Origin of the sequence: Micropruina glycogenica, from assembly GCF_900289045.1 — a bacterium.
Lineage (GTDB): Bacteria > Actinomycetota > Actinomycetes > Propionibacteriales > Propionibacteriaceae > Micropruina > Micropruina glycogenica.
In genome coordinates, this window is sequence record NZ_LT985188.1 from 3,324,730 (window position 1) to 3,349,772 (window position 25,043).

At 68.4% G+C, this 25,043-nt stretch carries 29 protein-coding genes, 1 tRNA gene and 1 other RNA gene; 18 read left to right on the top strand and 13 right to left on the bottom strand.

Annotated elements, in window-relative coordinates:
• Positions 1-115 precede the first annotated feature (115 nt).
• Both MPLG2_RS15625 and MPLG2_RS15630 read right to left on the bottom strand, forming a co-directional pair.
• Complete coding sequence (locus tag MPLG2_RS15625) at positions 116-1,072, bottom strand: LacI family DNA-binding transcriptional regulator (protein ID WP_158681266.1); 957 nt, start codon at positions 1,070-1,072, stop codon at positions 116-118.
• 95 nt (positions 1,073-1,167) lie between these two features.
• On the bottom strand, positions 1,168-2,148 hold the full coding sequence (locus MPLG2_RS15630) for a pirin family protein (RefSeq protein ID WP_105186946.1): 981 nt from the start codon (positions 2,146-2,148) through the stop codon (positions 1,168-1,170).
• Between the two features lie 115 nt (positions 2,149-2,263).
• Between MPLG2_RS15630 and MPLG2_RS15635 the strand changes: the two genes are divergently transcribed.
• The 3 genes from MPLG2_RS15635 to MPLG2_RS18655 are packed head-to-tail and all read left to right on the top strand — an operon-like array spanning position 2,264 to position 3,103.
• The gene (locus MPLG2_RS15635) at positions 2,264-2,542 is read left to right on the top strand and encodes a hypothetical protein (RefSeq protein ID WP_105186947.1); all 279 of its coding nucleotides are present in this window, start codon (positions 2,264-2,266) and stop codon (positions 2,540-2,542) included.
• 5 nt (positions 2,543-2,547) lie between these two features.
• On the top strand, positions 2,548-2,892 hold the full coding sequence (locus MPLG2_RS15640) for an SPFH domain-containing protein (protein ID WP_158681267.1): 345 nt from the start codon (positions 2,548-2,550) through the stop codon (positions 2,890-2,892).
• Between the two features lie 40 nt (positions 2,893-2,932).
• Positions 2,933-3,103, top strand: coding sequence for a hypothetical protein (locus MPLG2_RS18655; RefSeq protein WP_158681268.1), 171 nt, complete (start codon positions 2,933-2,935; stop codon positions 3,101-3,103).
• A 100-nt stretch (positions 3,104-3,203) separates the two neighbouring features.
• On the opposite strand, the gene MPLG2_RS15645 is transcribed toward MPLG2_RS18655, so the two are convergent.
• From MPLG2_RS15645 to MPLG2_RS19115, 5 genes are all read right to left on the bottom strand, one after another.
• Positions 3,204-4,709 carry a DHA2 family efflux MFS transporter permease subunit gene (locus MPLG2_RS15645; RefSeq protein WP_105186949.1) on the bottom strand — a complete coding sequence of 502 codons (1,506 nt, stop codon included), beginning with the start codon at positions 4,707-4,709 and terminating at the stop codon, positions 3,204-3,206.
• Positions 4,706-5,326: a PadR family transcriptional regulator gene (locus tag MPLG2_RS15650; protein WP_105186950.1), complete on the bottom strand. Its 621-nt coding sequence runs from the start codon at positions 5,324-5,326 to the stop codon at positions 4,706-4,708. Before MPLG2_RS15650 ends, MPLG2_RS15645 begins: the two co-directional genes overlap by 4 nt.
• Positions 5,327-5,352: 26 nt before the next feature.
• On the bottom strand, positions 5,353-5,670 hold the full coding sequence (locus tag MPLG2_RS15655; protein ID WP_105186951.1) for a glutaminase: 318 nt from the start codon (positions 5,668-5,670) through the stop codon (positions 5,353-5,355).
• Between the two features lie 79 nt (positions 5,671-5,749).
• Positions 5,750-6,046, bottom strand: a complete 297-nt coding sequence (locus tag MPLG2_RS19705) for an AbgT family transporter (RefSeq protein WP_197709981.1) — start codon at positions 6,044-6,046, stop codon at positions 5,750-5,752.
• Positions 6,046-6,411 carry an AbgT family transporter gene (locus MPLG2_RS19115; RefSeq protein ID WP_197709982.1) on the bottom strand — a complete coding sequence of 122 codons (366 nt, stop codon included), beginning with the start codon at positions 6,409-6,411 and terminating at the stop codon, positions 6,046-6,048. Before MPLG2_RS19115 ends, MPLG2_RS19705 begins: the two co-directional genes overlap by 1 nt.
• Before the next feature lie 322 nt (positions 6,412-6,733).
• Here MPLG2_RS19115 and MPLG2_RS15665 point away from each other — a divergent pair, with 322 nt between their 5' ends.
• Together MPLG2_RS15665 and MPLG2_RS15670 are read left to right on the top strand one after the other, a co-directional pair.
• Positions 6,734-7,276: a MarR family winged helix-turn-helix transcriptional regulator gene (locus MPLG2_RS15665; protein ID WP_158681269.1), complete on the top strand. Its 543-nt coding sequence runs from the start codon at positions 6,734-6,736 to the stop codon at positions 7,274-7,276.
• Entirely contained in the window at positions 7,269-8,732 is a 1,464-nt protein-coding gene (locus tag MPLG2_RS15670; protein WP_105186953.1) for an NAD-dependent succinate-semialdehyde dehydrogenase, read from the top strand. Before MPLG2_RS15665 ends, MPLG2_RS15670 begins: the two co-directional genes overlap by 8 nt.
• A 255-nt stretch (positions 8,733-8,987) precedes the next feature.
• Here the strand turns inward: MPLG2_RS15670 and MPLG2_RS15675 are convergent, their stop codons facing one another.
• Positions 8,988-9,851 carry an EamA family transporter gene (locus MPLG2_RS15675; protein WP_105186954.1) on the bottom strand — a complete coding sequence of 288 codons (864 nt, stop codon included), beginning with the start codon at positions 9,849-9,851 and terminating at the stop codon, positions 8,988-8,990.
• A gap of 175 nt (positions 9,852-10,026) precedes the next feature.
• Here MPLG2_RS15675 and MPLG2_RS15680 point away from each other — a divergent pair, with 175 nt between their 5' ends.
• Positions 10,027-11,901, top strand: a complete 1,875-nt coding sequence (locus tag MPLG2_RS15680) for an ABC transporter ATP-binding protein (protein WP_105186955.1) — start codon at positions 10,027-10,029, stop codon at positions 11,899-11,901.
• A gap of 53 nt (positions 11,902-11,954) precedes the next feature.
• Here MPLG2_RS15680 and MPLG2_RS18850 read toward each other — a convergent pair whose 3' ends face one another.
• From MPLG2_RS18850 to MPLG2_RS15695, 3 genes are all read right to left on the bottom strand, one after another.
• Positions 11,955-12,584 carry a hypothetical protein gene (locus MPLG2_RS18850; protein WP_173909636.1) on the bottom strand — a complete coding sequence of 210 codons (630 nt, stop codon included), beginning with the start codon at positions 12,582-12,584 and terminating at the stop codon, positions 11,955-11,957.
• Positions 12,585-12,910: 326 nt separating this feature from the next.
• The gene (locus tag MPLG2_RS15690) at positions 12,911-13,303 is read right to left on the bottom strand and encodes an HsmA family protein (protein WP_105186956.1); all 393 of its coding nucleotides are present in this window, start codon (positions 13,301-13,303) and stop codon (positions 12,911-12,913) included.
• 2 nt (positions 13,304-13,305) lie between these two features.
• The gene (locus MPLG2_RS15695) at positions 13,306-13,731 is read right to left on the bottom strand and encodes a DUF2871 domain-containing protein (RefSeq protein ID WP_105186957.1); all 426 of its coding nucleotides are present in this window, start codon (positions 13,729-13,731) and stop codon (positions 13,306-13,308) included.
• Between the two features lie 181 nt (positions 13,732-13,912).
• Between MPLG2_RS15695 and MPLG2_RS15700 the strand changes: the two genes are divergently transcribed.
• The gene (locus MPLG2_RS15700) at positions 13,913-15,097 is read left to right on the top strand and encodes a sensor histidine kinase (protein WP_105186958.1); all 1,185 of its coding nucleotides are present in this window, start codon (positions 13,913-13,915) and stop codon (positions 15,095-15,097) included.
• On the top strand, positions 15,094-15,714 hold the full coding sequence (locus tag MPLG2_RS15705; RefSeq protein ID WP_105186959.1) for a response regulator: 621 nt from the start codon (positions 15,094-15,096) through the stop codon (positions 15,712-15,714). The genes MPLG2_RS15700 and MPLG2_RS15705 overlap by 4 nt, the downstream gene beginning before the upstream one ends.
• Positions 15,715-16,233: 519 nt before the next feature.
• Here the strand turns inward: MPLG2_RS15705 and MPLG2_RS15710 are convergent.
• Positions 16,234-16,321 (bottom strand) — tRNA-Ser (locus MPLG2_RS15710).
• A gap of 193 nt (positions 16,322-16,514) precedes the next feature.
• On the opposite strand from MPLG2_RS15710, the gene MPLG2_RS15715 reads away from it, so the two are divergent.
• The 9 genes from MPLG2_RS15715 to MPLG2_RS19120 all read left to right on the top strand — a co-directional run bounded on the left by MPLG2_RS15715 (position 16,515) and on the right by MPLG2_RS19120 (position 23,355).
• Positions 16,515-17,120: a hypothetical protein gene (locus tag MPLG2_RS15715; RefSeq protein ID WP_105186960.1), complete on the top strand. Its 606-nt coding sequence runs from the start codon at positions 16,515-16,517 to the stop codon at positions 17,118-17,120.
• Positions 17,107-17,469, top strand: a complete 363-nt coding sequence (locus MPLG2_RS15720; protein WP_158681270.1) for a hypothetical protein — start codon at positions 17,107-17,109, stop codon at positions 17,467-17,469. Before MPLG2_RS15715 ends, MPLG2_RS15720 begins: the two co-directional genes overlap by 14 nt.
• Positions 17,470-17,512: 43 nt before the next feature.
• Complete coding sequence (locus MPLG2_RS15725) at positions 17,513-18,322, top strand: carbon-nitrogen hydrolase family protein (RefSeq protein WP_105186962.1); 810 nt, start codon at positions 17,513-17,515, stop codon at positions 18,320-18,322.
• A 352-nt stretch (positions 18,323-18,674) separates the two neighbouring features.
• Positions 18,675-18,771, top strand: an RNA gene (ffs, locus tag MPLG2_RS15730) — signal recognition particle sRNA small type.
• A 154-nt stretch (positions 18,772-18,925) separates the two neighbouring features.
• A complete protein-coding gene (locus MPLG2_RS15735) occupies positions 18,926-21,043 on the top strand; it encodes a DNA polymerase III subunit gamma and tau (RefSeq protein WP_105187713.1) in 2,118 nt (705 codons plus the stop codon).
• A 41-nt stretch (positions 21,044-21,084) separates the two neighbouring features.
• Positions 21,085-21,408 carry a YbaB/EbfC family nucleoid-associated protein gene (locus MPLG2_RS15740; RefSeq protein ID WP_105186963.1) on the top strand — a complete coding sequence of 108 codons (324 nt, stop codon included), beginning with the start codon at positions 21,085-21,087 and terminating at the stop codon, positions 21,406-21,408.
• Between the two features lie 12 nt (positions 21,409-21,420).
• On the top strand, positions 21,421-22,038 hold the full coding sequence (gene recR, locus MPLG2_RS15745; RefSeq protein ID WP_105186964.1) for a recombination mediator RecR: 618 nt from the start codon (positions 21,421-21,423) through the stop codon (positions 22,036-22,038).
• Positions 22,031-22,894, top strand: coding sequence for an HAD family hydrolase (locus MPLG2_RS15750; RefSeq protein ID WP_105186965.1), 864 nt, complete (start codon positions 22,031-22,033; stop codon positions 22,892-22,894). Before recR ends, MPLG2_RS15750 begins: the two co-directional genes overlap by 8 nt.
• A 65-nt stretch (positions 22,895-22,959) precedes the next feature.
• A complete protein-coding gene (locus MPLG2_RS19120; protein WP_197709983.1) occupies positions 22,960-23,355 on the top strand; it encodes an SHOCT domain-containing protein in 396 nt (131 codons plus the stop codon).
• Between the two features lie 370 nt (positions 23,356-23,725).
• Here the strand turns inward: MPLG2_RS19120 and MPLG2_RS15760 are convergent, their stop codons facing one another.
• Positions 23,726-24,073 (bottom strand): iron chaperone, encoded by a 348-nt coding sequence (locus tag MPLG2_RS15760; protein ID WP_105186966.1) that lies wholly within the window; start codon positions 24,071-24,073, stop codon positions 23,726-23,728.
• Between the two features lie 100 nt (positions 24,074-24,173).
• Here MPLG2_RS15760 and MPLG2_RS15765 point away from each other — a divergent pair, with 100 nt between their 5' ends.
• The gene (locus MPLG2_RS15765; protein WP_105186967.1) at positions 24,174-25,010 is read left to right on the top strand and encodes a hypothetical protein; all 837 of its coding nucleotides are present in this window, start codon (positions 24,174-24,176) and stop codon (positions 25,008-25,010) included.
• Positions 25,011-25,043 lie beyond the last annotated feature (33 nt).

Genomic DNA, 25,043 nt, shown 5'->3' on the forward strand with positions numbered 1-25,043 from the left:
CTCGACCAGCGGACGCCGGAGGCCACCCGTTCTGTGTCCGGGTTGCGTGTGGAGATCTCGGGGCAAGCCCGCTGTCAGCTTGCGTGATCCCGGCGGACGCCGGGATCTCACAGCGTCACTCGGTGCCGACCCGGCACCCGCAGGACTCGCGCACGATCAGCTCCGTGGGGTAGATGCGCTTGTCGATGGTGCCGCCGTCCAACTGGTCGACGGCGTCCGACGACATCTGCTGAAACGGCACGCCAACGGTGGTGAGCGGCGGCACCGTGAACTCGCCGACGAGGGCGCCGTCGAAGCCGACGATCGCGATGTCGTCGGGCACCCGTCGGCCCAAGGCGTGCAGGCCCGCGATCAGTCCGGCCGCCTGTTGGTCGCTCGCCGCGAACACGGCGGTGGCTTCGGGAAACCTCTCCACCAGAGGCAGCGCGGCATCTCTGCCGCCGGCGGTGGTCCACGACGTCTGCACCCGGCAGTCGGGCACCAGGCCCAGCAGCAGCAGCGCGTCGTGCCAGCCGCGCTCGCGCACGTCCATCGGCTCGCCGCCGGTCAGCAGCGCGATGCGTCGGTGGCCGTGCACCTCGGCCAGGTGCCGCACCGCCTGCTGCGCGCCACCGTAGAAGTCGGGCGAGAGGCTGGGCACGGCGTCCATGGGCTGGTCGAGGCTGAGCTTGACCAGCGGCACGGTCAGCCGTCCGGTGCGCACCAGCAGGTCGGGCGGCAGCGGAGTGGCGGTGATGATGCCGTCCACCTGATGCCCGGCCAGCGATTCGACGAGGTCTGGCAGTTGGTCGGGTTGGGCCTGGCCGAGCACGAGCCGCAGACCGCGCTTGGCCGCCGACTTCTCGACCGCCTTGGCCAGGGTGGCGAAGTACTGGTTCTCGACGTCGGGCACGATCAGCCCGATCAGGTCGGACTTACCGGTGATCAGTGAACGGGCGGCGGTGTTGGGTCGGTAGCCGAGCTTGTCGATGGCGTCGAGCACGCGTGCCCTGGTGGCGGCGGCGACCGGGCGGGGCCCGTCGTTGACCACGTAGCTGACCACCGCGCTGCTCACTCCGGCCAGGCGCGCCACGTCGTCACGTGTCGCATCTCGCCCGACTCCGGCCGTTCGTCGCACCACGGGCACGCCCCTCACTCACTGCTAAGGCGGCATCCTACTGGTCGACGTCACTGCCTTCCGCGGCGGAATCGGCGCTTGAGCTTTAGGTCGGCGGGCAGCGGCGGGGCGGCCAGTCGCTGGGTGGGGCCGCGGTAGCCGGCAACCCTGCCGAAGCGGTCGTCGGGTGCGTCGTTCCACTCCTGCCGCATGCGCACGATGTCTTCGTGGCTACGGCCGATGAAGTTCCACCACATCACAATGCCCTCATCGAACGGTTCACCACCCAGCAGCATCAGCCGGGCGGGCGCGTCGGTGGGGTTGGTGAGCCGCAGGTGGCCGAGCCCTGCGTCACGGACGCCCAGCACGCTGCGGTCGAGCCGCACGTCGTCGAAGTCGACCACGCCGGTATCGACCAGCACGCCGTGCTCGTGGCCCGCGTCCACCTCGACCTCCCACGTGACGCCCGGATCGATCACCACTTCGGCACCCAGCAACGGGGTCTGGGTGTGCACCGGCGATGCGGCGCCGGCCAGGGTGCCCGTGAGCACCTTGACCCGCACGCCGTCGGCGTCGACCGGCTCGGGCACATGGTGCTGAAACTCGCGAATCAGGTCGCGGTCGGCCTCGGGCAGCGCCACCCACAGTTGCACGCCGTGCAGCAGGTCGCGCTCAGGCGTCGACACCTCCGAGTGCGCGATGCCGTAGCCGGACGTCATCAGGTTGAGCTCGCCGGGCCGCACCATGGCGTGCACGCCGCCCGAGTCGCGGTGCTCGATCTCGCCCTCGAAGAGCCAACTCACGGTCTGCAGCCCGGTGTGCGGGTGCGGTGGAACGTCCATGCACACGCCGTGCTCCGGGCCGTAATGGTCGGCGAAGCACCAGGCTCCGACGAACGAACGGCGTAGTGAGGGCAGGGTGCGGCGCACCTTGAGCGCGTCATCGGGGCCGAGCTGCACGTTCTTCGGTTCGATGCGCTGAATCTCGTGCGGGTCATGGCCGACGTCGGTGGGGCACTCGTGCACCTCGGCCCGGGTTTCGGTGTTACTCATGCACCGCCTCCGTCCATCGCGCCGGTCGCTGGTCGAGACGCTTGTCGAGACCCAGTCTGCACCGAGGTGGTTGATCGGGGGCTGTCCGAGGTGAAGTTGTCAGAGCCTGAGCACTGTGATCGCCGGGGTGATGGTCGGTGTGCTGGTCGTGGCGGCTCTCGTTGCCGCGGTGTGGTTGGTGATACGCAACTCGCTGGTGCGGGTGCCGATGGGTCAATTGGGGCTGCTCGTGGTGCGGGGACGGTCGACGGACACGTCGCTGCTGCCCGGCCTGCACTGGGTCACCGCGCTGCGTCAGCGCCAGGTGGTCTGCTACCCGGTGGTCGAGTTGTCGTACCGAGCCAGTTCTGACCCGGTGGTGAACAGCCGACCGAGGCCGGCGGACCGGCGCTGAAGGTGATGCTGGGCGACCGCGCCGAGGCCAAGGTCGGGTACACCGTGCGGTTTCGCCTGGTGCGCGACCAGTTGCGGCTCGTGCACGATCGATTCGGCACGACGGGCTATTGGTCGGCCGTGCGTGACAACGTGGGGGTGGGGGCTGCGCTGGCGGTTGCCCTGGCTCAACCGGACGTCACCCTCGATTCGCTCTACCCTGGGCAGCGGCAGGAGCTGGAGCAGCAGTTGAAGCAGCGGCTGGCCGAGACGCTCGCCGCCGACGGCGTGAAGTTGGCCGGCTTCTCGTTGGGCGCGGTCGACCTGCCTTACCGCACAGAGTCAGGCCGAGGCAGATTCCAGAGCCGGTGACCAGGCCCGCTACGTCGGCGACCAGTACACGCTGGCCACGGTGCTGCTGGCGGTGTCGCTGTTCTTCGCCGGCGTCACCAGCTCGTTCCGTTCGCCCACCCTGCGCACTGCGCTGCTGGTGACCCGCGGTGTGATTCTGCTGGTGTCGTTCCTGAGGCTGGCTGAACTGCCCATCGCTGCGGCCACCTGGAGCATCTTCGACATGTCGTGAAGGCCTCAATGCCAACGTAACTGCCCTTGTGACACGTAACTGCCTGCGTGCAGGCAGCTAGGTGTCACAAAGGCGGCTACGTTGAGTGCGCCATTCTTGCTCAGACCCCGGGTCGCTCGGGCTCTGCCGCACGTCGCGGCATGGACGACGTCGCCTTGCTGCGGCGCAGGAACAACGCCACCACCAGGCCCACCGCCATCGCAGCCACCGAGAGCAGCATCGACTGCGCCATGGCCGACGAGAACGGCTCGACGATCGCGGCCGGCAACTGGCCGGTGCCCAACCCGCTGGCCGAACCGGACGCCGCGCCGCCCAGGTTGGCCTCGAGCCGGGCCTGCATCAGGGCCGCGATGCCGGCCGAGCCGAGCACCGAGCCGATGGTGCGGGTGGTGTTGTAGATGCCGGACGCCGCGCCCGCCTGCCGCGGCGGCAGGTCGAGGGTTGCGGTGGTGGCCAACGGCCCCCACATACCGGCGCTGCCGAGGCCGATCAGCGCCGCGGGCCACAGGAACATCAGCACGTCGGTGGTGCCGTTCATCATGGCCGCGTACCAGAACTGGCCGCCGCCCACGAGCAGCAGGCTGGGCACCAGCAGCACCCGGGGATCGACTCGCACCAGCAGCATGCCGGCCAGGGGCGACAGCACGCCCGACAGTACGGCGGTGGGTACGGTCAACAGCGCCGCCTGCGTGGGGGTCAGGCCGCGGGCCAACTGAAAGAAGAACATCATCGGCAGCGACATCGCGGTGATCGAGCAGCCGATCGCGGCGATGGCCACGTTCGAGGTCGAGAAGTTGCGGTCGCGGAACAGTTCCAGCGGCACCAGCGCCTCGGCGCGGGTGCGCGACTGCTGCCAGACGAACAACGCCAGCACCACCACGCCGGCGATGATCAGCGACCACACCGAGATGGGCCCCCAGATCACGCCCCAGTCGTACTTCTCGCCCTCTTGCAGCCCGAACACCAGTAGGAACAGGCCCACGGCGCTGATCACGATGCCGGCCACGTCGAACTTGTGCGGGTGTGTCTCGAGCCGGGGCACCAGCATCGCGGCCAGCACGAAACCGATCACGCCCACCGGCAGGTTCACGTAGAAGATCGCCTGCCAGCCGAAGGCGTCCACCAGAAAGCCGCCGGCCAGCGGGCCGACCAGGGTCGCGACACCGGCGGTGGCGCCCCACAGGCCCATGGCGGCGCCGCGGTTCCTGGGTTCGAACGTGCGCGCGATCAGCGCCATCGACTGTGGGCTCATCAGCGCCGCGCCGAGGCCCTGCACGGCCCGCATCGCGACCAGCATGCCCAGGGTGGTCGACAGGCCGCAGCCCAGCGAGGCCAGGGTGAAGACGGCCAGCCCGGTGAGGTAGACGCGCTTGGGGCCGAACGCGTCGCCGAGTCGTCCGGCGATGAGCAACGGCACCGAGAACGTGAGCAGGTAGGCGCTGGTCACCCACACCACGTTGTCGAGGTTGGTGGTGGCCGGGTCGAGGGCGGCCTTGATGGCGGGGTTGGCCACCGAGACGATCGTGGTGTCGACCAGAAGCATGAAGAACCCGATGATCAAGGCCCACAGGCCGGGCCACGGGTTGGTCGGACGCGCCTGGGTCATTGGCGTGCTGCCTTTCGTTGGGCGAGATAGCGGTCGCTGGTTTCGTCCAGGGCGTGGACGTTCCAGTCGAGCGAGCGCTGTTCGATCGCGGCGATGATGTCGGTGAGCCACTGGTGGTCGGCCGCGAGCAGGGCGGCTTCGCGGCGGGTTTCGATCAGGTAGAAGTCGGGCACCCCGCGGGCCTCGGCCTTGGTGAGGCCGTGCTGCAGCACCGAGAGCTGCGCAGTGATGGCCGCGAGCCGTTGCTGCAGCAGGTCGACCACCTCGTCGGGCGGCAGGTTGTGGGCCTCGGACAGCGCCACTCTGAACTGCTCCGGACGGTCGATGCGCGGCAGTTCGGCACGCACCCACTCGGGCACCATGTTGCGGCCCGCTTCGGTGACGCGGTAGGTGGTGCGCTCGGGCCGATTACCCTCGCGATCGACCCCCTGCTCGGCCAACAGGCCCAGCTTCTGCAGCCGGGCGACGGTGTGATAAACCGTGCCGTTGGTCACCGGTACGAGCCGGTCGTCGTGCCGCAGCCGCAGCAGTCGGATCATCTCGTAGGGGTGCATGTCGCCCTCGTGCAGCAGCGCGAGCAGCATGACGCCCAGGGGCGTCAGACGGTCGGCATGCATGGTCTACCTCGAATGATCGATGTTGATTAGTCAATATGGACTATATGCATTTCTGTGTCGCAGGGTTCAACTCGCGGTGGGCTCATCAGGGTGAAGCCGGCTTCGGCCTCGCCGCTGATGTACTGCGCTCCGCTGACCCCGGTGAGCGCAATGCCGAAGGCCTCAGGATCGGCCTCGGCCAGCGCGGGGTACACCTGCGGTTTCGCGCCGTCCGTAACGCCGCGAAACCGCTCGTGCGCACGCTGCAGCAGGTCGGTGATGCGCTGCTGATCGGGCAGCGTGCCGGTCGAGACGAAGCGTTGCCGTTGCTCGTCCTGCTTCACCGGGTGATCGGGCAGGTACATGAACGGCTCAGGGCATGTGCACCGGTGGGCCCGGCCCCCACGGAATGCCGAGCAAGAACCAGGCCAGGTACAGCACCGTTCAGGTGATCAGGATCCACATGGCGTACGGCACCATGAGGGCGATGATGGTGCCGATGCCGGCGTCCTTCTTGTACCGCTGCGCCACGGTCACCATGAACGGCAGGTACACCATCAGCGGGGTGAGCACGTTCACCGGCGAATCGCCCACCCGGTAGGCGGCCAGCAGGGTCTGCGGCACTAGGATCAGGTAGCCGGCGTCGATGGCCACCGACGACAGCACGCCGACGAAGATCAATATGAAGGTGAGCCGGCGCGGTGGTGCGACCTTGACCACTTTTCGAATCAGCGCACCCATCAGGCCCGCGTGTTCGGCGACCTGACGCCGGCCATCGACACCAGCACCACGGCCACGACGCCGAAGCCGGCGAAGTTGTCGACGAAGGACGAGAAGAAGAAGCGTGCGCCCTCGACCGGCAACAGGTTGCGCACCCCGAACGTCTGCTCGCTGACCACGAAGTCGGGTACTTCGGCGGGCTCGCCGGTGACCGAGTCGTAGATCGACCAGGTGCCGCCGAGGTGCTCGTTGATCTGGCTGAACTCGTCTTTGGGCACCGGGGTCACGACCTCGTCGGTTACTTTCACCCCCGACCACGCCAGTATCGCCGACAGCATGGCGATCACGGCGATCAGGTAGACGAACATGATCGTCGGGTTGGGCACTTAGTTGCCGAATCGCTCGATCGTGTCGAGGAATTTGCCGGACGATTCGGCTTTGCTTTCGTTGCTTTGGGTTTGGGACATCGTGGCGCCTCGCTCGGGACGAAAAACTACGGAATCCCGGGCACCCCTCAGGGCGCTGCACGTAGTATCACGCGGCCACCCCACGCCTTGGGGATGTTCGGCCAATGTTTATGAAAGGGCCATGCACGAACCGCTTGTCTCGGTTCTTCAGGCGCGACGAGCACGCCAGGACGTGCATGCTCAATGCCCGCAGCGTGAGCGAATCGGCGAGCGCGCCACTAGGCTCGCAACGGGAGGTGACATGGGCAGCGAGTCGGCATCGCGGCGCGGCTTCGACGTACCGGGCCAAGCCGAGGCCGGCTCAGGCGAGCGGTTCGCGGGCCTGCTGCGCAACCTCTGGCGGGCGCAGGTGCGGGTCACCCGATCAGTGGCCAGACTGCCCGAGTTGCCCGAATCCCAGGTCGACCTGTTGCGGCTGCTGGTGCAGGCCGGCCCCATGACTCCGGCCGAGTTGGCCGACCGGCTGCGGCTGGCCCGTCCGACCGTCAGCAACGTGTTGCGCGACCTGCGCGGCAGCGGTCTGATCGAGCGGCAGCAGGCCCCCGACGACGGCCGCTCGGTGATCGTCGTCGCGACCGACCGGGCGGCCGAGATCTTCGACACGTTCGCACGCACCAGGCTCGCCGCGCTCGAGGCGATTATGGCTCGGCTCGACCAACCCGACCGTGATCAGATCGAGGCGGCCCTGCCCGCCATGGAACGGCTGCTGCACGAGTTCGACGCCGAACTGCAGCGCATCGACCACCTGCCCCCTGAGGGCGAGAAAGAGAGCACCGATGACTGAGAGCGAGTTGCTCGGCGACGTTCCGGACGGGTTGCTGATCGCAGGTGAGTGGGTGGCTGCCTCGGGTGGTGGCACGTTGGCGGTGCACGATCCGTCCACCGGGGCGGTGATCAAGCAGATCGCCGACGCGACCCCTGACGACGCCAAGGCGGCCATGGACGCCGCCGCCGACGCGTTCGCCGGCTGGGCGGCGACGCCGGCGCGCGAGCGGGCCGAGTTGTTGCGGCGGGCGTTCGACCTGCTGCAGCAGCGCAAAGAGGACTTCGCGCTGCTGATGACGCTCGAGATGGGCAAGCCGTTGGCCGAGGCTCGCGGCGAGGTGGCCTACGGCGGCGAGTTCTTGCGCTGGTTCAGCGAAGAGGCCACGCACATCGCCGGACGGTACGGGCCGAACCCCGAGGGCACCGGACGCATGATCGTCACCCAGCACCCGGTTGGTCCGTGCTACCTGATCACGCCGTGGAACTTTCCGCTGGCGATGGCCACCCGCAAGATCGCACCGGCCCTGGCCGCGGGCTGCACCGTCGTGGTGAAGCCCGCCGCTCTGACCCCGCTGACCACGTTGTACTTCGCCAAGCTGCTGCACGACGCCGGGCTGCCCGCGGGCGTGGTGAACGTACTCACCACGAGCGCGTCAGGCCCGGTGTCTGAGGTGATCATCGATGACCCGCGGTTGCGCAAGTTGTCGTTCACCGGGTCGACGTCGGTGGGGCAAACGTTGCTGCGCCAGGCCGCGCAGGGCGTGTTGCGCACGTCCATGGAGCTGGGCGGCAACGCGCCCTTCGTGGTGTTCGACGACGCCGACCTCGACAAGGCGGTCGACGGCGCCATCGCGGCCAAGTTTCGCAACATCGGCCAGGCGTGCACCGCGGCGAACCGGTTCATCGTGGAGTCGTCCGTGGCTGAGGAGTTCGCCCACCGGGTCACCGAGCGGGTGGCGGCGTTCAAGACCGGTCGGGGTACCGAAGAGGGCGTGACCATCGGCCCGCTGATCGACGATCGGGCGGTGGCGAAGGCGTCCGAACTCGTCACCGACGCGGTCGAACGTGGGGCGACGGTGCGCACCGGCGGGCACGCGATCGACAGGCCCGGCACGTTCTACGCAGCGACCGTGTTGTCGGATGTGCAGGCGGGCAGCGCGATTCTGCGCGAAGAGATCTTCGGGCCCGTGCTGGCGATCGTCACCTTCGACACCGAGGACGAGGCGGTGCGCATCGCCAACGACACCGAGTACGGCCTGGTCAGCTACGTGTACACCCAGGACCTCGCGCGAGGGCAGCGCATGATCGAACGGCTCGAGACCGGCATGATGGGCCTCAACGTCGGCGTCGTGTCCAACGCCGCCGCACCCTTCGGCGGCTGGAAGTTGTCGGGCCTGGGCCGCGAGGGCGGTGCCGAAGGCATTCACGAATACTTGCAGACCAAATACACCCTGACCCCGAACCCCTTCGGCTGAGCCGTCGTGGGTCGAGCCTGTCGAGACCTCACCCCGGTTCGTCCGTCGTCCCGGCGAACTCTCCGTCGTCCCGGCGAACTCTCCGTCATCTCGGCGAACTTTCCGTCATCCCGGCGAAATCTCCGTCATCCCGGCGAACGCCGGGATCTCCAACCGCGATCCGATAGAAATCGGCGTCCAGTGAGGAGCAGGGCACGACTGAGATTCCGGCGTTCGCCGGAGTGACATGAACTGAACCCGGCGACATCAACTGAGTCAGACCAGCATCAGCAGGGTGCCGCCCACGATCAGCACGAGACCCACTGCCGCCCGACGGCTCAACCGCTCGTGCAACACGAGGGTGGCGAAGGCCACCGTGACCACGATCGACAGCTTGTCGATGGGCACCACCAGGCTGGCCGGTCCGTTCTGCAGCGCGTGGTAGAAGCACAGCCACGACGCGCCGGTTGCGAACCCTGAGGCGACGATGAACACCGCGTCGCGACGGTCTATCGAGCCGAGCGCACGCTGCTCGCGGGTGACGAACACCACAAGCCACGCCATCACCAGCACCACACAGGTGCGAATCGCGGTGCCCAGATTCGACTCGACGTCGGTGATGCCCACCTTGCCCAGAATGGACGTCAGCGCCGCGAACACCGCCGATCCGGCCGCGTACAGCAGCCACGTCCAACTGCGCGGCGTGCCGCCCTCGACCGGCTTGCGTTCGATCATCAGCCAGGTGCCGACCGCGATGATCGCGATGCCGCCCAGTCGGGTGGTTAGGTGATCGGTCTCGCCGAGCAGGGTGATGGCGAAGAGCACGCTCAGCACGATGCTCCACCGGTCGATCGGGGTGACCTGGTTGACGTCGGCCAGTTGCAGGGCGCGAAAGTAGCAGAGCCACGACGCTCCGGTGGCCAGCCCCGACAGCACCAGAAACGCCCAGGTGCTCGTCGACAGTCGACTGGTGGTGCCCCCCGAGCCCACCACGAACACCATCAGCCAGGCGAAGCCGAGCACCACCACGGTTCGAATGGCAGTGGCGAGATTGCTCGGGGTGTGCCTGATGCCGACCTTGGCCAGAATCGCCGTCAGTCCGGCGAAGATCGCCGAGCCGGTCGCGTACAGCAGCCACATGAAGCCCCACGCTAGCGACCAAGCATCGCCAGTGGATCGCTGATCAACGCGGCTGTCGTTGGTTGAGCGTGTCGAAACCCCTTGCCGCAACAGGTCTCGACAAGCTCGACCAGCGAAAGCCGGCGCTTCCTTGGGAATCGTTGTCGGTGCCGCGTGGTTGAGTGGGTTTGTGAGTATGAGCGGCTGGCAGGTCATGAACTCGATGACCCGCGATTCGTCGGTGCGCGACCACCGACTCGCGCCGGGCACGCGTCGGCGCGTGCTCAGCTATGCCGCCGCCTACAAGGGCCTGATCGCGGTCTTTCTCGGCCTCACGGTGATCGACTCGCTGCTGGTCGTGGCCTCGCCGCTGCTGCTGCAGCGCCTCATCGACGACGGCGTCATACCCGGCAACGCTGGTCTGGTCATTCAGTTGGCGGTGCTGGTGGCGCTCATCGCCCTGGCCGACGCCACCCTCACCCTGGTCGAGCGCTGGTTCAGTTCGCGCATCGGCGAAGGCCTGATCTACGACCTGCGCACCCAGGTGTTCGGCCACGTGCTGCGCCAGCCCATCGCGTTCTTCACCCGCGCCCAGACCGGTGCGCTGGTCACCCGGCTCAACAGCGACGTGATCGGCGCCCAGCAGGCTTTCACCTCGGTGCTGCAGAACCTGGTGGGCAATGCCATCAGCCTGGTGGTGATCGTGGTGGCCATGGCGTCGCTGTCGTGGCAGCTCACCCTGGGCGCCCTGTTGCTGGTGCCGTTGTTCATCGTTCCGGCTCGCATCATCGGACGGCGCCTGGCCGGCCTCACCCGCCGGCAGATGTCGCTGAACGCCGAGATGGGCGCTCAGATGAGCGAACGGTTCAACGTGGCCGGTGCGCTGCTGGTGAAGCTGTTCGGCGACCCGCGCCGTGAAGACGCCGAGTACGCCGACCACGCGCGTGGCGTTCGTGACGTGGGCGTCACGCTGGCGGTCAACCGGTCGGTGTTCTTCGTGGCCCTCGGCCTGGTGGCCTCGCTCGCCACAGCCATGGTGTACGGCTTCGGCGGCGTGATGGCGGTGAACGGGTTGCTCACCGTCGGCACCCTGCTGGCGCTGGCCGCGCTGCTGGCGCGGCTGTACGCGCCGCTGACCGCGCTGTCGAACGTGCGGGTGGACGTGATGACGGCCCTGGTCTCGTTCGAGCGGGTCTTCGAGGTGCTCGACCTGAAGCCGCTGGTCGAACAGAAGCCCGACGCCGTCGACATACCCGACGAGCCGGTGCGGGTCGAGATCGATCAGGTGAGCTTTCGCTACCCGTCGGCCGACGAGATCTCACTCGCCTCGCTCGAAGGGGTCGCCAGCGGCGACCGCAAGGGCAGCGGCGACATTCTGCACGACATCACCTTCGACGTGGTCCCCGGTTCGATGGTGGCCCTGGTCGGCCCCAGCGGCGCCGGCAAGACCACGATCACCTCGCTGGTCGCCCGGCTGTACGACCCCACCGAGGGCGCGATTCGGGTGAACGGCGTCGACCTGCGTGACGCCACGCTCACCTCGTTGCATGACCGCGTCGGTGTCGTCACCCAAGAGGCTCACCTGTTTCACGACACGCTGCGCGCCAACCTGCTCTACGCCAAGCCCGAGGCCACCACCGCCGAACTCGAGGCCGCGCTGCGCGCCGCGCAGGTCTGGCATCTGGTCGAGTCGCTGCCGGCCGGTCTCGACACCGTGGTCGGCGACCGCGGCCACCGGCTCTCAGGTGGCGAGAAACAGCGGTTCGCGATCGCCCGGCTGCTGCTGAAGGGCCCTGGGCTGGTGGTGCTCGACGAGGCCACCGCACATCTCGACAGCGAGAGCGAGGCGGCCGTGCAGCGGGCCCTCGACGCGGCGCTGGCCGACCGCACGTCCATCGTGATCGCACACCGGCTGTCGACGGTGCGCGGCGCCGACCAGATTCTGGTGGTCGACGACGGGCGCATCGTCGAGCGCGGCAGTCACGTGCAGCTGCTGGCGCAGGGCGGCCTCTACGCCGACCTGTACCGCACGCAGTTCGCCGAACAGGCGGTCACTGCAGCGCAGACGTGAGCCGGGCGAGGTTGTCGAGCACGGTCGAGCGCAGCGGCTGCTTCAGCCACTCGTCAGGGTGAGTTGGCGCGAGGCGTCCCGATACTGTGACTCGACGTCGCGCAACTGATCGACCAAGTCGGCGCCGCGCAGGCGACCGTGGCGAGGACGGGCAGGCCGAGGGTGCGGGCGACGTCCGCGGCCCGGTAGGGAAGGTTCTCGCCGACCACGACCGCCTGGGCGAGGTGGCTCAGGGCGTCGGTTGAGCGCTTGATCCGGCGCCGGATCGTCCGTGGCGAGCAGCCGTGCAACTCCCCGATCCGGGCCGAGACCCGGTCGCCGATGATCCCGACTCCAGGTCCCGACGGCGGGACGAGTTGCGCGGCGGCGTCCATGACGGCCAGCAGCAGGTCGACGTCGTCCTGGCCGATCACCTCGGCCTTGATGCCGTCGCTGGGGATCTCGATCAGTTCCTCGAGCGCGTCCGGTAGCGGGTCGTCCTGGACGACATCGTCGCCGTCGTGGGGGATCGGGCTGGAGGTCGGGACGAGGTCCTGTAGCACCTTCTTGCGCAGGTTGCGGTTCAGGTTCGCCGCGACCGGGCCGGTTGTCCGCCAGGGAAAGGTTCGGACGGCGATCCACAGCTGGGCTGCCACGTGGCAGTCGATGTCCTCACTCAACGTCCGCAACTGGTGGGCCAGCACCGTGGCCGACGGCATCATCACCCACGCCAGCACCAGTGCGGCGTCCGGGCACGCGCCGGCGCCGCAGTGCGCCAGTCTGGCCAGCCCACGCAGCACCCGGTCGGCGTCCTCGGGTGGCGCCTCCGGAGCCAGTGGGGGTTCCTTCCGTGGGTCCTGAGACCACGGAACCTCACCAAATCGATGTCACCAGCGGTGTAACCAACATCTGTGGACAACGACAATTGCGTTATCCACAGATGTAGTGAACGTCCTTGCCAACCCACGTTCACTAGGTTCACCAAGTCACCGATAGACAGCCTCCTCCGATGCCCAGAGTCGCACCTGTGTCAGGCCATCGCGGCAGCCATGCCCGTGAAGTAGGGGACGAGCCAGATGGCCCAGACGACGATGCTGAAGCGGTGGAAGGCGCGCTTCTCGTCGGGACGGTTGCGGAGCATGGTGACGACGGCCCAGACGAGGTGCAGCGCCATCAGGATCAGGGCGAGCAATCCGGTGATCGCCATGGTCTGGGTCAGGACGGAGTTCTGGTCGACGCCGCTCGGCCCGCCGCTGCCGGCGATCACGCTCATCACCGCGGTGCCGCTGATGTCGGCGGCCAGGCCGGCGGCGAATGCCGCGACGTGCCACCAGCGAAGCTCGCCGGAGCGGCGCTCGGCCCAGACTCCGAGTGTGTAGAAGGCCAGCGCGAGGCTGATCAGGACGATGGCGAGAGCGAGCATGGTCAGTTCTCCTTGGTGGCGGTGAGGCGGGTGCGCAGTGGCTTGTCGAGGCAGGCCAGCAGGCAACCGATGCCGATGGTGAGCAGGATGTGGCCCAGGCCGGCGATGCCGGCGATCGCGGGTCCCGCGTCCTGGCCGAAGACCTGGAGGAGTCCATGCCAGGTCATCGCGGCCGCGGTGATGAGGAGTCCGACGTTGTAGGTGGTGAAGAACCAGGAGAACCATCGGCTGCCGCTGAGGCCGATGGTGGCGTCGAGGGCGAGGACGATCAGCATGACCAGCAGGCCGAGGGCGAGAAAGTGGGTGTGCACCACGGCGAGTTGGGTGTTGCCGGTGAAGTCTCGGGCGTGGGTGATCTCGCGGTAGAACAGTCCGCCGGCCAGGCCGAGTGTGGCGTACGCGATGGCGGCCAGGTAGAGCCGTCGCATGGTTACCTCCTTGGTTGGGGCGGGTGTGTCAGCAGGTCCTGAGTTCAGCTGTCCTCAATGCTGCTGTTGGGGCGGCTTCGGGACATCGGGCGTCGGGATGGTCCCGGGTGGCCGTTCGGTGGGCTCCCGACTCCACCTTTCGGCTGACGTCGAGCGCAGCACGGCCGACTAGAGTGCCCGCGTGGAGCTGGGTTCGGAGCGGGTCGCGCGCCGCCTCATGGCCGGTCTGGACCTGCTGGCCGGGCTGCTGCTGGTGGTGGCACTCATGCCCCCGACCGGGTGGGCCTGGGCTGCCGGTGCCGCGTTCGCGACCTGCTGGGTCGTGGTCCGGCTGAGGGTGCGGGTGCTCGGTGAGCCGATGGACGCCCGCGGCGGATCTTGGCTGGCGGTTGCGGCTGCGTCCGGCCTGTTGGCCTGCTACGTCCTGGTGCTGGCGGCCAGTGCCTCGGGAATGTGGCTGGCCTTTCCGGTCATGCTGCTGCAGTTGCACCTGCTCGGACCCCGCAGCGGCGTGGTCGCGGTCACCCTGACCACCGTGGCTGCGGTTGTCCTCGGGGCCGTCTCCCGGGGCGAGGCCGGCCTGGGCTACGTACTGGGCCCGGTGGTCGGGGCGCTGGTGGCGGTGGCCTCGGTGGTGGGGCTAGAGTCGCTGGCGCGCATCGTCGCCGACCGCCAGCGTGCCCTCGACGACTTGGAGGACGCGCAACAACGGCTGCTGGCCGCCGAACGGGACCGGCTCCGGGCCGAGGAACGGGCAAACCTGGCCCGCGACATCCACGATACCCTCGCCCAGGACTTCGCCGCCGTCGAGCTGCACCTGCGCCGGGCCGCGACCCTCCTGGCCCCCGGCGATCCCGCAGCACCCTCGGTCGCCCTCGCCCAGCAGGCGACCGCTGAAGGGCTGGCCCAGGCCCGCCGCTTCCTCGCCGGAGGACCGGGCCATCGGATGGACGCCACGCTGTTGGGAGCAGTGCGCCACGCCGCGGAACGGGCGCAGGCCGATAGTGGTGGACGGACCTTGATCGAGGTCCGTGCCATGGGAAGTGAACCCGCTCTGTCCGCCGACCTGGCCACCGGGATCCTGCGGATGACGCAGTCCGCGCTGTCCAACGTCGTCCGGCATGCGGACGCCACCAGCGCCGCCGTCACCCTGACCTGGGAGCCCGACCGCGTGCTGCTGGACATCGTCGACGACGGTCGCGGCTTCGATCCGGACGGTCACACGGACACAACCGGTGGAGGGTTCGGTCTGCCGTCGCTGCGTTCGCGCGTCAGGGACCTCGGCGGGACTCTCGGTTTCGAGTCACAACCCGGCGAAGGGACGGCGATCGCCATCACCCTGCCGCTCGGATCGGAGCAGGGATGATCCGGGTCGCGCTCGCCGACGACCACCCCGTCGTCCGTGCCGGCGTGGTCAGCGTCCTGGAAGGGCTCAGCGACGTCACGGTCGCCGCCCAGTTCGGCAGCGCCGAGGACCTCCTGGCCTGGCTGGACGGCCACAGCTGCGACCTCCTCCTGCTCGACCTCCACTTCGGCGACGGGCTCATCAGCGGCGCCGAGGCCACTCGGCGCATCACGGCGTCCGGTGGGCCCGCCGTGCTCATCCTCACCACCTACGCCACGGACGCCGACATCCTCACCGCCCTGGACGCCGGCGCGAGCGGCTACCTGCTCAAGGACGCCCCCACCGCCGAACTCGAACAAGCGATCCGAGCCGCCGCGGTGGGCCAGCCCGCGCTGTCCCCAGCCGTCCAGCAGCGCCTCATGCGACGCGTCCTCGACCCCGCCACGACCCTGACCCTGCGAGAACTGGACGTCCTCCGGCTCGCCGCAGACGGGCTGTCGAACGCCCAGATCGCCGGGCGCCTCTACCTCACCCTGGCAACCGTGAAGTCCCACCTCGCCCACACCTACGCCAAGCTCGGCGCACAGTCCCGGACAGCGGCAATCGCCACCGCCAGAGAGCGCGGCCTGCTCACCTGAACTCACGCGCTCGCCGATCCAGCGGACTCCATGACATCCCGATCCGGCAGAATCACGCTCCTCGCCCAGAAGCGGAACCGTGGTCATGATCGGACTCCCAGCCTGCCGGGTCGGCGGGGTGTTCTACCCGGCGGCGGTGCAGTAGGTCACAGTGTTCCCCGCCGCACCGCGATTGTTCCTAGCGATTGGGGAGAAAAGCCCAGTGTTCCCAGGCACCGCCGCCGGGGTGTGAGCCGCTGATCGGAACGAGTGTGCCGAACGGTGCCTTCTGGAACAGTTTGACGTCCACAATGCGACACTACTGGCAGTTGTGGAAACTTTCATCGATGTGATTGATCCAGAGGCCGCAACGCGACGAAGCACTCGCGCAGGCCTCGCGCGGCGACTGCGTGCATCGCGAGGACGACGGCGCGAGGACCACGAGAAAGATAGCGCACATTTAGCGCACGAGATGGCCGTTGGGTCGACGTGCAACCTCTCAAACTGAGGTTTCACCCCTAGCCAGACTGGGAACGGCACTGGCGGAGGATACGAGATTCGAACTCGTGAGGGTGTGAACCCAACCCGCTTTCCAAGCGAGCGCCATAGGCCTCTAGGCGAATCCTCCGTCGAAGACGATACCGGCAGCGGGTTGGCCGAGCCAAACGGTCACGGGCAGCCGCCGGGGCCGTCCAGGCGCGCCAACACCGGCGTCGACCTCGTTCGAACCGGTCTGTTCAGGCGTGTCACGGGACGCCACGCGCGACCGGTCGCTGGAGGCGTTCTCGGTTGACGCGCCGCCGCCGCAATAGGGTTGCCCGATGATTGCCGCAGACAGTCAGTACGAGGTGTCTTTTCGACCCAACTGGGGTGATGACGGCCCGATCGGCCATGTTGTGGTCCGCCGCCTCGACGACCGTGCTGTCGTCGCCGAGGCGCCGGTGTTGGACCAGTACGAAGCGGAACGTCTGTTGGCGCAGGCCGAGCACGACCTGCGTGGCTCGGCCGCAGACTTCGAGCTGACCTGGCGCATCGACGGTGAGGCGCGGGCCGACCCTGGCCCCGCCCTTCAGCCTGGCCCCACCTCGTTCGTCGACGAGCAGCAACCGGATCGTGGCCGTTCGGTGCCCGCCCTTGAAGCAGGGGTGCGGGCTTATCCGAGTGCCGACGGCGTGTTCACCCCAGACCAGCCATGGCTTGGCCGTGTGCTGCATCCGCTGACTTCGATCGACCTGGCTGGCTTCGGGTTGTCCGGCTGGCTGACCATGCTGTTGCCGGTCGAACCGAATGTCGGCCTGCTGGGCGAAACCACGCCCGACCACCACAACGAGTGGGCGGGGTACGAACTGGATCTCGTTCGAGCTGAACGACGACAGCCTCATGCGATTTCTGGGCCCGCGACGCTACTTCGGCGTGCAGAACCCTGACGTGGCGGACGACCTGCGGTCTTGGTACGACGAGTCCGAGCGGGAGTTCGGAGCCGGACGAATCCGCTCCGGCGAGTCGGGCCTGCCGGCCGGCGAGAACGTTGCCCTGATCGACCAGTTGGGTGGTGAGCCCGGTTACGGCAACTGGGCCGCCTTCCGACCGCCGGCTGCCCTGGCGCTCGACGAGTCCCATCCGGTCAGTCCCACGCTGCGGCTCGCCGACGGGCGCCCGTTCACCTTCATCGCAGCCACGGCCGGCTACCCATGGGTCGCGCACGGGCCCGACGCGATCCTGATGTTCTTCGAGCCCGAGACCCGCACGTCTGTCTTCACGTTCGACTGGTCGTGAGCGCCGGCTCCGTCGGCATCGGTCAGCGTGAGACGCTGAACCCATGCGCGTCGCCCTGGCCCAGTTCACCGCCACCACCGAGCCCGCGCTGAACCTCGAGGTGGTGCTCGATCAGCTGGCCAAGGCTGCTGCGGCGGGTGCGCAACTGGTCGTCTTTCCCGAGGCGATGAGCTGCTCGTTCGCCCGACCGCGAGCCGAGGCCGCAGAAGCCCTGGACGGCCCGTGGGCGGCCGCCGTCCGAGAAGCCGCAGCAGAGTTGGGCGTCACGGCGGTGGTGGGGGTGTTCACGCCCGGGTCGTCCGGGCGGGTGCGCAACACGCTGCTGGTCACCGGGCCGGGCGTCGAGACCCACTTCGACAAGCTGCACCTGTTCGACGCGTACGGGTACGCAGAATCCGACCAGATTGAACCGGGCGACCAGCTGGTGCTGGTCGAAGTGAACGGAGTGCAGGTAGGTCTGGCCACCTGCTACGACATTCGCTTCGCCGAACAGTTCAAGGCACTGGCGAGGCAGGGTGCGCAGGTGATCGTGGTGCCGTCGTCGTGGGCGCCGGGGGAGCGCAAGGTCGACCAATGGCGGTTGCTGGCCACTGCCAGGGCGCTCGATTGCACCAGCATCGTGGTGGCGGTCGACCAGGCCGAGCCGCTGTCGGACGACTCCGCGCAGGGTGCCCGCAAACCCACCGGAGTCGGCCACTCGATCGTCGCGGGGCCGTTGGGCGAAGTGCTGCTCGAACTGGGCCCCGGCCCCGAGTTGGCTTTGATCGACCTCGACCTCGATTCGGTCGCGCAGGCACGCAAAGCGCTACCGGTGTTGGGCAACTCGCGGTTCAGCAGTTCCCTGGACCGCTGATCGACGCGCGGGTCGTTGGTTGAGCTTGGCGAAACCCCTGGCCGCAAAGGTCTCGACCAGCTCGACCAGCCAAATCAGCCTCCGCAGTGACCGGGGGAGCGAGACGTTGTGGCGGTTGCGCAGAGATCCCGGCGTTCGCCGGGATGGCGTGGTGAGGTTCATCATTCCGACGCGCGCCGACGATGTTTGGGGTGTTCGCTGGTCGAGTTGGTCGAGACCATGTCTTCGCCATCCCTGCGAAGCCGGCATCTCTCTGGTGCGGTGCGCGGGCGGTGAGATCCCGGATCAACTCCGGGAGGACGGTGAAGACCGTTGCGGTGAGCCGGCCCTCCGACGTCCCCTACACTGGGGGCCAAGGTCCCCGCGCGGCGGTATCTCGCCCAACTCCCCCAGGGTCGAAAGACAGCAAGGGTAAGTGAGCTCTTCCGGGTGCGCGGGGGCCCCTTCGCGTCCGGCCCCGGAATGGTCGTCCGGTCGTAAACTGTCGAGCCCAGCACGTATGGTTCACCCGTGGACGACGAGCGCGACGACGACCTGATCGACGAGTCCGCCCTCTTCGACGAGCCTGAGCCGTTCGAGCAGGACGGCCCCGATCTGTTCGGCATGCTCGACGAGCCGGACGTCGCGCCCGCTGAGCCAGCCGTTGCGTTCGACACTGAAGAACTTCCCTCCGACGCGGTCGTCGAGGCGCTCGAAGCCGCCCGCGAACCAGCCCCCGATCCGGCCGCCATGCAGCGCCCCGAAGCCCCGCTGGCGCTCTATCGCCGCTACCGTCCCGACACCTTCGCCGACGTGATCGGCCAAGAGCACGTCACCGAGCCGCTGCAGCGGGCGCTGGCCAACAACCGGGTCAACCACGCCTACCTGTTCTCGGGGCCGCGCGGCTGCGGCAAGACCACCTCGGCCCGCATTCTGGCCCGCGCCCTGAACTGCGCCAGGGGCCCGGCGCCGGTGCCGTGCGGGCAGTGCCAATCGTGCCGCGACCTGGCTCGTGGTGGCCCCGGTTCGATCGACGTGATCGAGATCGACGCCGCCAGCCACGGCGGTGTCGACGACGCCCGCGACCTGCGCGAGCGGGCCTTCTTCGCCCCGGTCAGCAGCCGCTACAAGATCTACATCGTCGACGAGGCGCACATGGTCACCACGGCGGGCTTCAACGCCTTGCTCAAGGTGGTCGAAGAGCCGCCGCCGCACGTCAAGTTCATCTTCGCGACCACCGAGCCCGAAAAGGTCATCGGCACGATTCGCTCGCGCACCCATCACTACCCGTTCCGGCTGGTGCCGCCCAAGACCCTGTCGGCGTATCTGGCCACGCTGTGCGAGGCCGAGGGGGTCGCCGTCGACGCCGCCGCGTTGCCGCTGGTGGTGCGGGCCGGCGCCGGCTCGGTGCGTGACTCGTTGTCGGTGCTCGACCAGTTGCTCGGTGGTGCCGACGAGCAGGGCGTCACGTATCACCAGGCCGCCGCGCTGCTCGGCTACACCCCCGACGTGCTGCTCGACGAGATCGTCGACGCGTTCGCCGCGGGTGACGCGCACGGCGTGTTCGCCTGCATCGACAAGGTGATCGAGGTTGGGCAAGACCCGCGCCGCTTCGCCGAAGACCTGTTGCGCCGGTTGCGCGACCTGATCATCGTGGCGGCCGTGCCAGACGCCCTGACCACGGGCCTGGTCGACGTGGCCGCCGACCAGGCCGAACGGCTGCGCGGCCAGGCCACCACGCTGGGCCCCGGCGAACTCACCCGGGCCGCCGAGGTGCTCGCCGTCGGGCTCACCGAAATGCGCGGCACCACGGCGCCTCGGCTGCACCTCGAACTGATGTGCGCCCGGGTGCTGCTGCCGGCCGCTGACACCCACGAGCGCGGCGTGCACGCGCGGCTCGACCGGCTCGAGCGGCGGCTGCAGATGACCGCCCCCGAAGCCCAGGGCGACGCAGAACCGCAGCCCAGCCCGGCCGCCGAAGCCCCGACTCGTCGTCCGGTGGCCGAGCCCGCGCCCTCAGCGGCCACGCGACCGCAGGCCCGGCCGGTGGCGAACCCACCGCAGCCGGCGTCGCAGCAGCAACCCGCAGAACGGCCAGAACCTCGGCCCGCCGTGGCCGAACCGGCTGCCGCTGAGCCGGTGGCGCAGATGCCCCAACCCGAACCGTCGGCGCCCGAGCCGTCGGTGCCCGAGCCGGCAGAGCCACTGTCGGCGCCGGCCACGGGCGACCAGCTCAGCACCGTCGACTTCCGCCGGCTGTGGCCAGACATTCTCACCGAGGTGAAGAACCGACGCCGGTTCACCTGGATTCTGCTCAGCCAGAACGCCCACGTGATCGACGTGGTCGACGGTGTGCTCAGCCTCGGCATGTCCAACCAGGGGGCCCGTGACAGCTTCGGCCGTGGCGGCAGCGAAGACGTGCTGCGCGAGGCGATTCTGCAGGTGATGGCCACCAGCGTGAAGGTTCAGGTGGTCATCGACGCGGGCCAGCCGGCCTCCGACACGCCAGTGCCGGCCCGGGCGGCCACGCCCAGGCAGGCCGCCCCGGCCCAGTCGAACGCAGCGGCCGAGGCCGCCGCCCAGGCGCGGCAGAACATTCGTCCGACCAGCACCCAGGTCGAACCCCCACCCGTCGAAGAAGAGCCCAGCCGCGACGACGAGTCGGTCGAAGAAGAGTCGGCCAACCACGATGAGCTGCTGGCCAAGCACCTGGGTGCCGAGTTGATCGCAGAAGAAGACTGAGAGCACCACTAGGCTGAAGTGCCTGATCGATTGGAGACGTGATGTTCGGCGAACAGGGTTTCGACATGAATGCGCTGCTGGCGCAGGCCCAGGCCATGCAGTCGCAGATCGCCCGAGCCCAAGAAGAACTGGCCGCCAAGCAGGTGCTCGGATCGGCCGGCGGTGACCTGGTGCAGGTCACCGTCAACGGGGCCGGCGAGCTGTTGAAGGTCGACATCAAGCCCGAGGCGTGGGACGAAGACGATCCGTCCACCCTGGGCGACCTCATCGTTGCCGCCGTGCGCGATGCGAACAAGAAGGTCGCGATTCTGACCGAGACCTCCATGCCGCAGCTGCCGGACCTCGGCGGACTGACCGGCCAGTAAGGCACGACAGAGGTGTTCGAAGGCCCGATTCAAGACCTGATCGACGAGCTGGCCCGGCTGCCCGGCATCGGGCCGAAGGGTGCCCAGCGCATCGCGTTTCACATTCTCACCGCCGACAAAACCGACGTCGAACGGCTGGCCGACTCGCTGCGGCACGTGGCTGAGAACGTGCGGTTCTGCGAACGCTGCTTCAACATCTCAGAGGCCGACACCTGCCGCATCTGCCGTGATCCCCGCCGCGACCAGACCGCCATCTGCGTGGTGGAGGAGTCGAAAGACGTCATGGCCATCGAGCGCACCAACGAGTTTCGCGGCCTGTACCACGTGCTCGGCGGCGCGATCTCGCCGATCGACAACGTGGGGCCGGGCGACCTGCACATTCGCGAGCTGGTCATTCGGCTGGGCGACGGCACGGTCACCGAGGTGATTCTGGCCACCGACCCCAACCTCGAAGGCGAAGCCACCGCCACGTACTTGTCGCGGCTGATCGTGCCCATGGGGGTCACGGTGTCGAGGCTGGCGTCCGGGCTGCCGGTGGGCGGCGACCTCGAGTACGCCGACGAGGTGACGCTGGGTCGGGCGTTCCAGGGCCGGCGCCGACTCGGCGACCCGGCCACAGCTCGTGGCTGACCAGCCCGCTTTCACGGGGCGTCCGCCGGCCACGATTCGGCTGGTCAGCTCAGACATGGACAACACCATGCTCACCCACGGCTACACGATTTCGCCGCGGGTGCGTGAGGCGATGCGCGCCTGCCGTGACGCGGGCATCACCATCGCCCCCAACACCGGACGACAGCACCTGCGGTTGGCTGCGTTGCTGGCCGAGCAGGGTGGTCCGATCGGTCCGGCGGTCACCAACAACGGCGCGGTCGGGGTCGATCTGACCACGAACGAGATCCTGTTCGAAGAACTGATCGACGTCGAGGCCCAGCAGCAACTCGGCGAGCGGCTGAGCGCGGAGTTGCCCGACGCCCGGTTCTGGGCGCTGCGCAGTGGTGGTCACGATTCGGCGCTGCAACTCGGCTATCGCGGGCTGATGAGTGAGTCCGAGATTCTGTTCGGCGGGCCGCTCGGTGACGAGGGAACGCTTGCCGAGGTGCTCGCCGTGCCTGCGATCAAGCTGATCATTCGGCACCCCGAGTTGCCGCCCCACCCCTTGCTGCACGTCATTCAGGGCTTGGGACTCGACGGCTTCCACGCCACCACGTCAGGGGCGCCGTTCGTCGAGGTGCAGGGTGCAGGGGTCACCAAGGCGTCCGGCATCGCCCGGCTCGCCGCAGTGCTCGGGTTCGAGTCGCACGAGGTGCTGGGCATCGGCGACGAACTCAACGACATCGAAATGATTCGCTGGGCGGGCTACGGCGTCGCGATGGGTAACGCGCTGCCCGAGGTGCGGCGGGCGGCCCACGCGGTGACCGCCCACCACGAACACGACGGCCTGGCGTTGGTGCTCGAGGCGCTCGTGACCGAAGTCACAGCCTCCTGACAGTTGATCGCCGCGGATCGGCGCGCACTATGGAAGCACGTCTTCGAGGCATTAAGGAGTTATTGATGGGTCCCAGGGGTGGTGGCGGAGGCTTCGGCTTTCTGCACATGATCGGCGGTCTGATCGGCATGGCGTTGTTCTTCGCCGTGCTGCTGGGCTTGGCCGCGCTGGTTTACAAGATCGCGGTCAAGAAGGGTTGGGTGAAGCGGCACCACCGCGGCCCGCACGGGCACCGGCCCGAGCCGGGCGGCCCCCCGCAGCACCACCCCGGCGACGCGCTGCGCATTCTCGACGAGCGGCTGGCCCGCGGCGAGATCGAGATCGACGACTACAAGGCCCGACGCGACGCCCTGACCGGCAACAGCTTCCCGCCCTTCCACCAGCCGCCGCACCCCGAGCCCCCGCACCCCGCGGACGGCCCGAAGCCTGCCGGCCCGGCCGAGGACGGTGCGGCGCAGTGAGGCTTCCAGAGCTCCGCTGAGCGGTCGGACTGAGGAGCCGTGCAGAACCTGAAGGATCGTGGCCCGACTACGGGCCACGATCTTTCTCCTTTCGCCGAGATGCATCCGGTTCGTGCTCGGCACGGGACCGGTTCCGAACCACCGCAACCAAGGCGGGTCTTGACCGTTGCCGGCATCTGTCACTCGTGCCATGAAGACGAAACTGGTGCCGCGATATAGCACGGCAGTAGTCACCGAATCCGGCACTGAACACTGATGCCGGCATCGCGTGCCGCTGAGACCCTGCCGATGGGGTTGACCACAGGCCTTGGCCTCGACCAGGGGTCTCGAGCTCGACCAGCGGGTCCTGACTAGCTCGACCAGCGAGGTCTCAGCTCGCTCGGCGCTCGACCACTGCGTGGGCGATGCGGCTGATCAGTTGCTCGGGCAGCGGCTCGGCATGCACCAGCGCCACGCTGTCTTTGCTGCGCCGTAGCGGCTTCACCTCGGCCTCGAGGTCGTTGTCGAAAACCGGCACCGGGTACAGCCCGATGTGCTTCTTCCAGCCGGCGAAGTGCAATCCGTAGCGGCCGTCGACCATGATCGCGGCGATGCCGTAGCGCATCTTCTGCTCGCCCTGGGGCATGGCCGCCAGCAACAGCTCGCGCACCCGCAGCAGCCTCTCGCGCACGGGCGCTTCGAAACCGGCGATGTAGTCGTCCACCGTTTGATCGGCCATCGCCGAACCTCCTTCGACCCCGCGATCGTCTCACGAGTCGCGCGCGCAACCCGCCGCCGCCCGTCCGATTCGCCGACGACCTGCGTGCTACGTTCACCGCATGGCGAACCCGCACCCCAGGGACCTGCCGGCCGAACCGTCTGTGCCACAGTCATGGACCTACGCCTGGATCGTGGTGAACACCCTTGTCGCAATGGTGCTGGGCACCGGCATCACGGTGCTGCTGCACGAACTCGCCCACTGGGTGACGGGTGCCGCTCTGGGTTCGCAGGCCACCCTGTTCGCCTTCGGCGTCACCTATCACCCGCCGCTCACCGGTACCGCCGCCGCCGGCGCAGCGGCCGCCGGCCCCGTGGCAAGCCTGGTGATCGGCTCGGTGATGCAGGTGCTGCAGCCCTTTCGCTTTCGGGGCGACTTCGCCCACCTGTTGTGGATCTGGGTGGCCGTCACGTCGCTGATGCAGGCTGCTGTGTACCTGGCGATCACGCCCTATGGCGGTGACGTCGCCACGATCGTGCGCGAACTGAGCCTGCCCGCCTGGTCGGCCTGGGTCGCGGTCGCCGTCGGCGTGGCGGCTATGCTCGGCGTCGCGCACCAGTGGGCGATTCACTCGGTGCGGCTGTGCGGGCGTGACCTCACCCGGCTGCGGTGCTTCAGTGGGTACCCGTGGCTGATCGGCGCGGCGATTCTGGTCGGTCTCGCCGCAGTCACCACCGATCTGTCGGGCATGCCGTTCACCGATCGCGAACGCGCCGTGGTGCTGGTGGCAGCCGTGGCACAGACGGTGTTCGCCCCCCTGTCGTTGCTGATCGTCCGGTGGGTCAACGAACTCGAGGAGCCGCTGCTGGTGAAGCCCGTGCCCTGGGTCGGGCTTGTCGCCTGCGTCGGTCTCATCGGCTTCAACCTGGCGATCGGTGGCGGGCTCGTTCTCGGCTGATCGGCACCGTCGTCGGATTCTGAAATCGTTCTG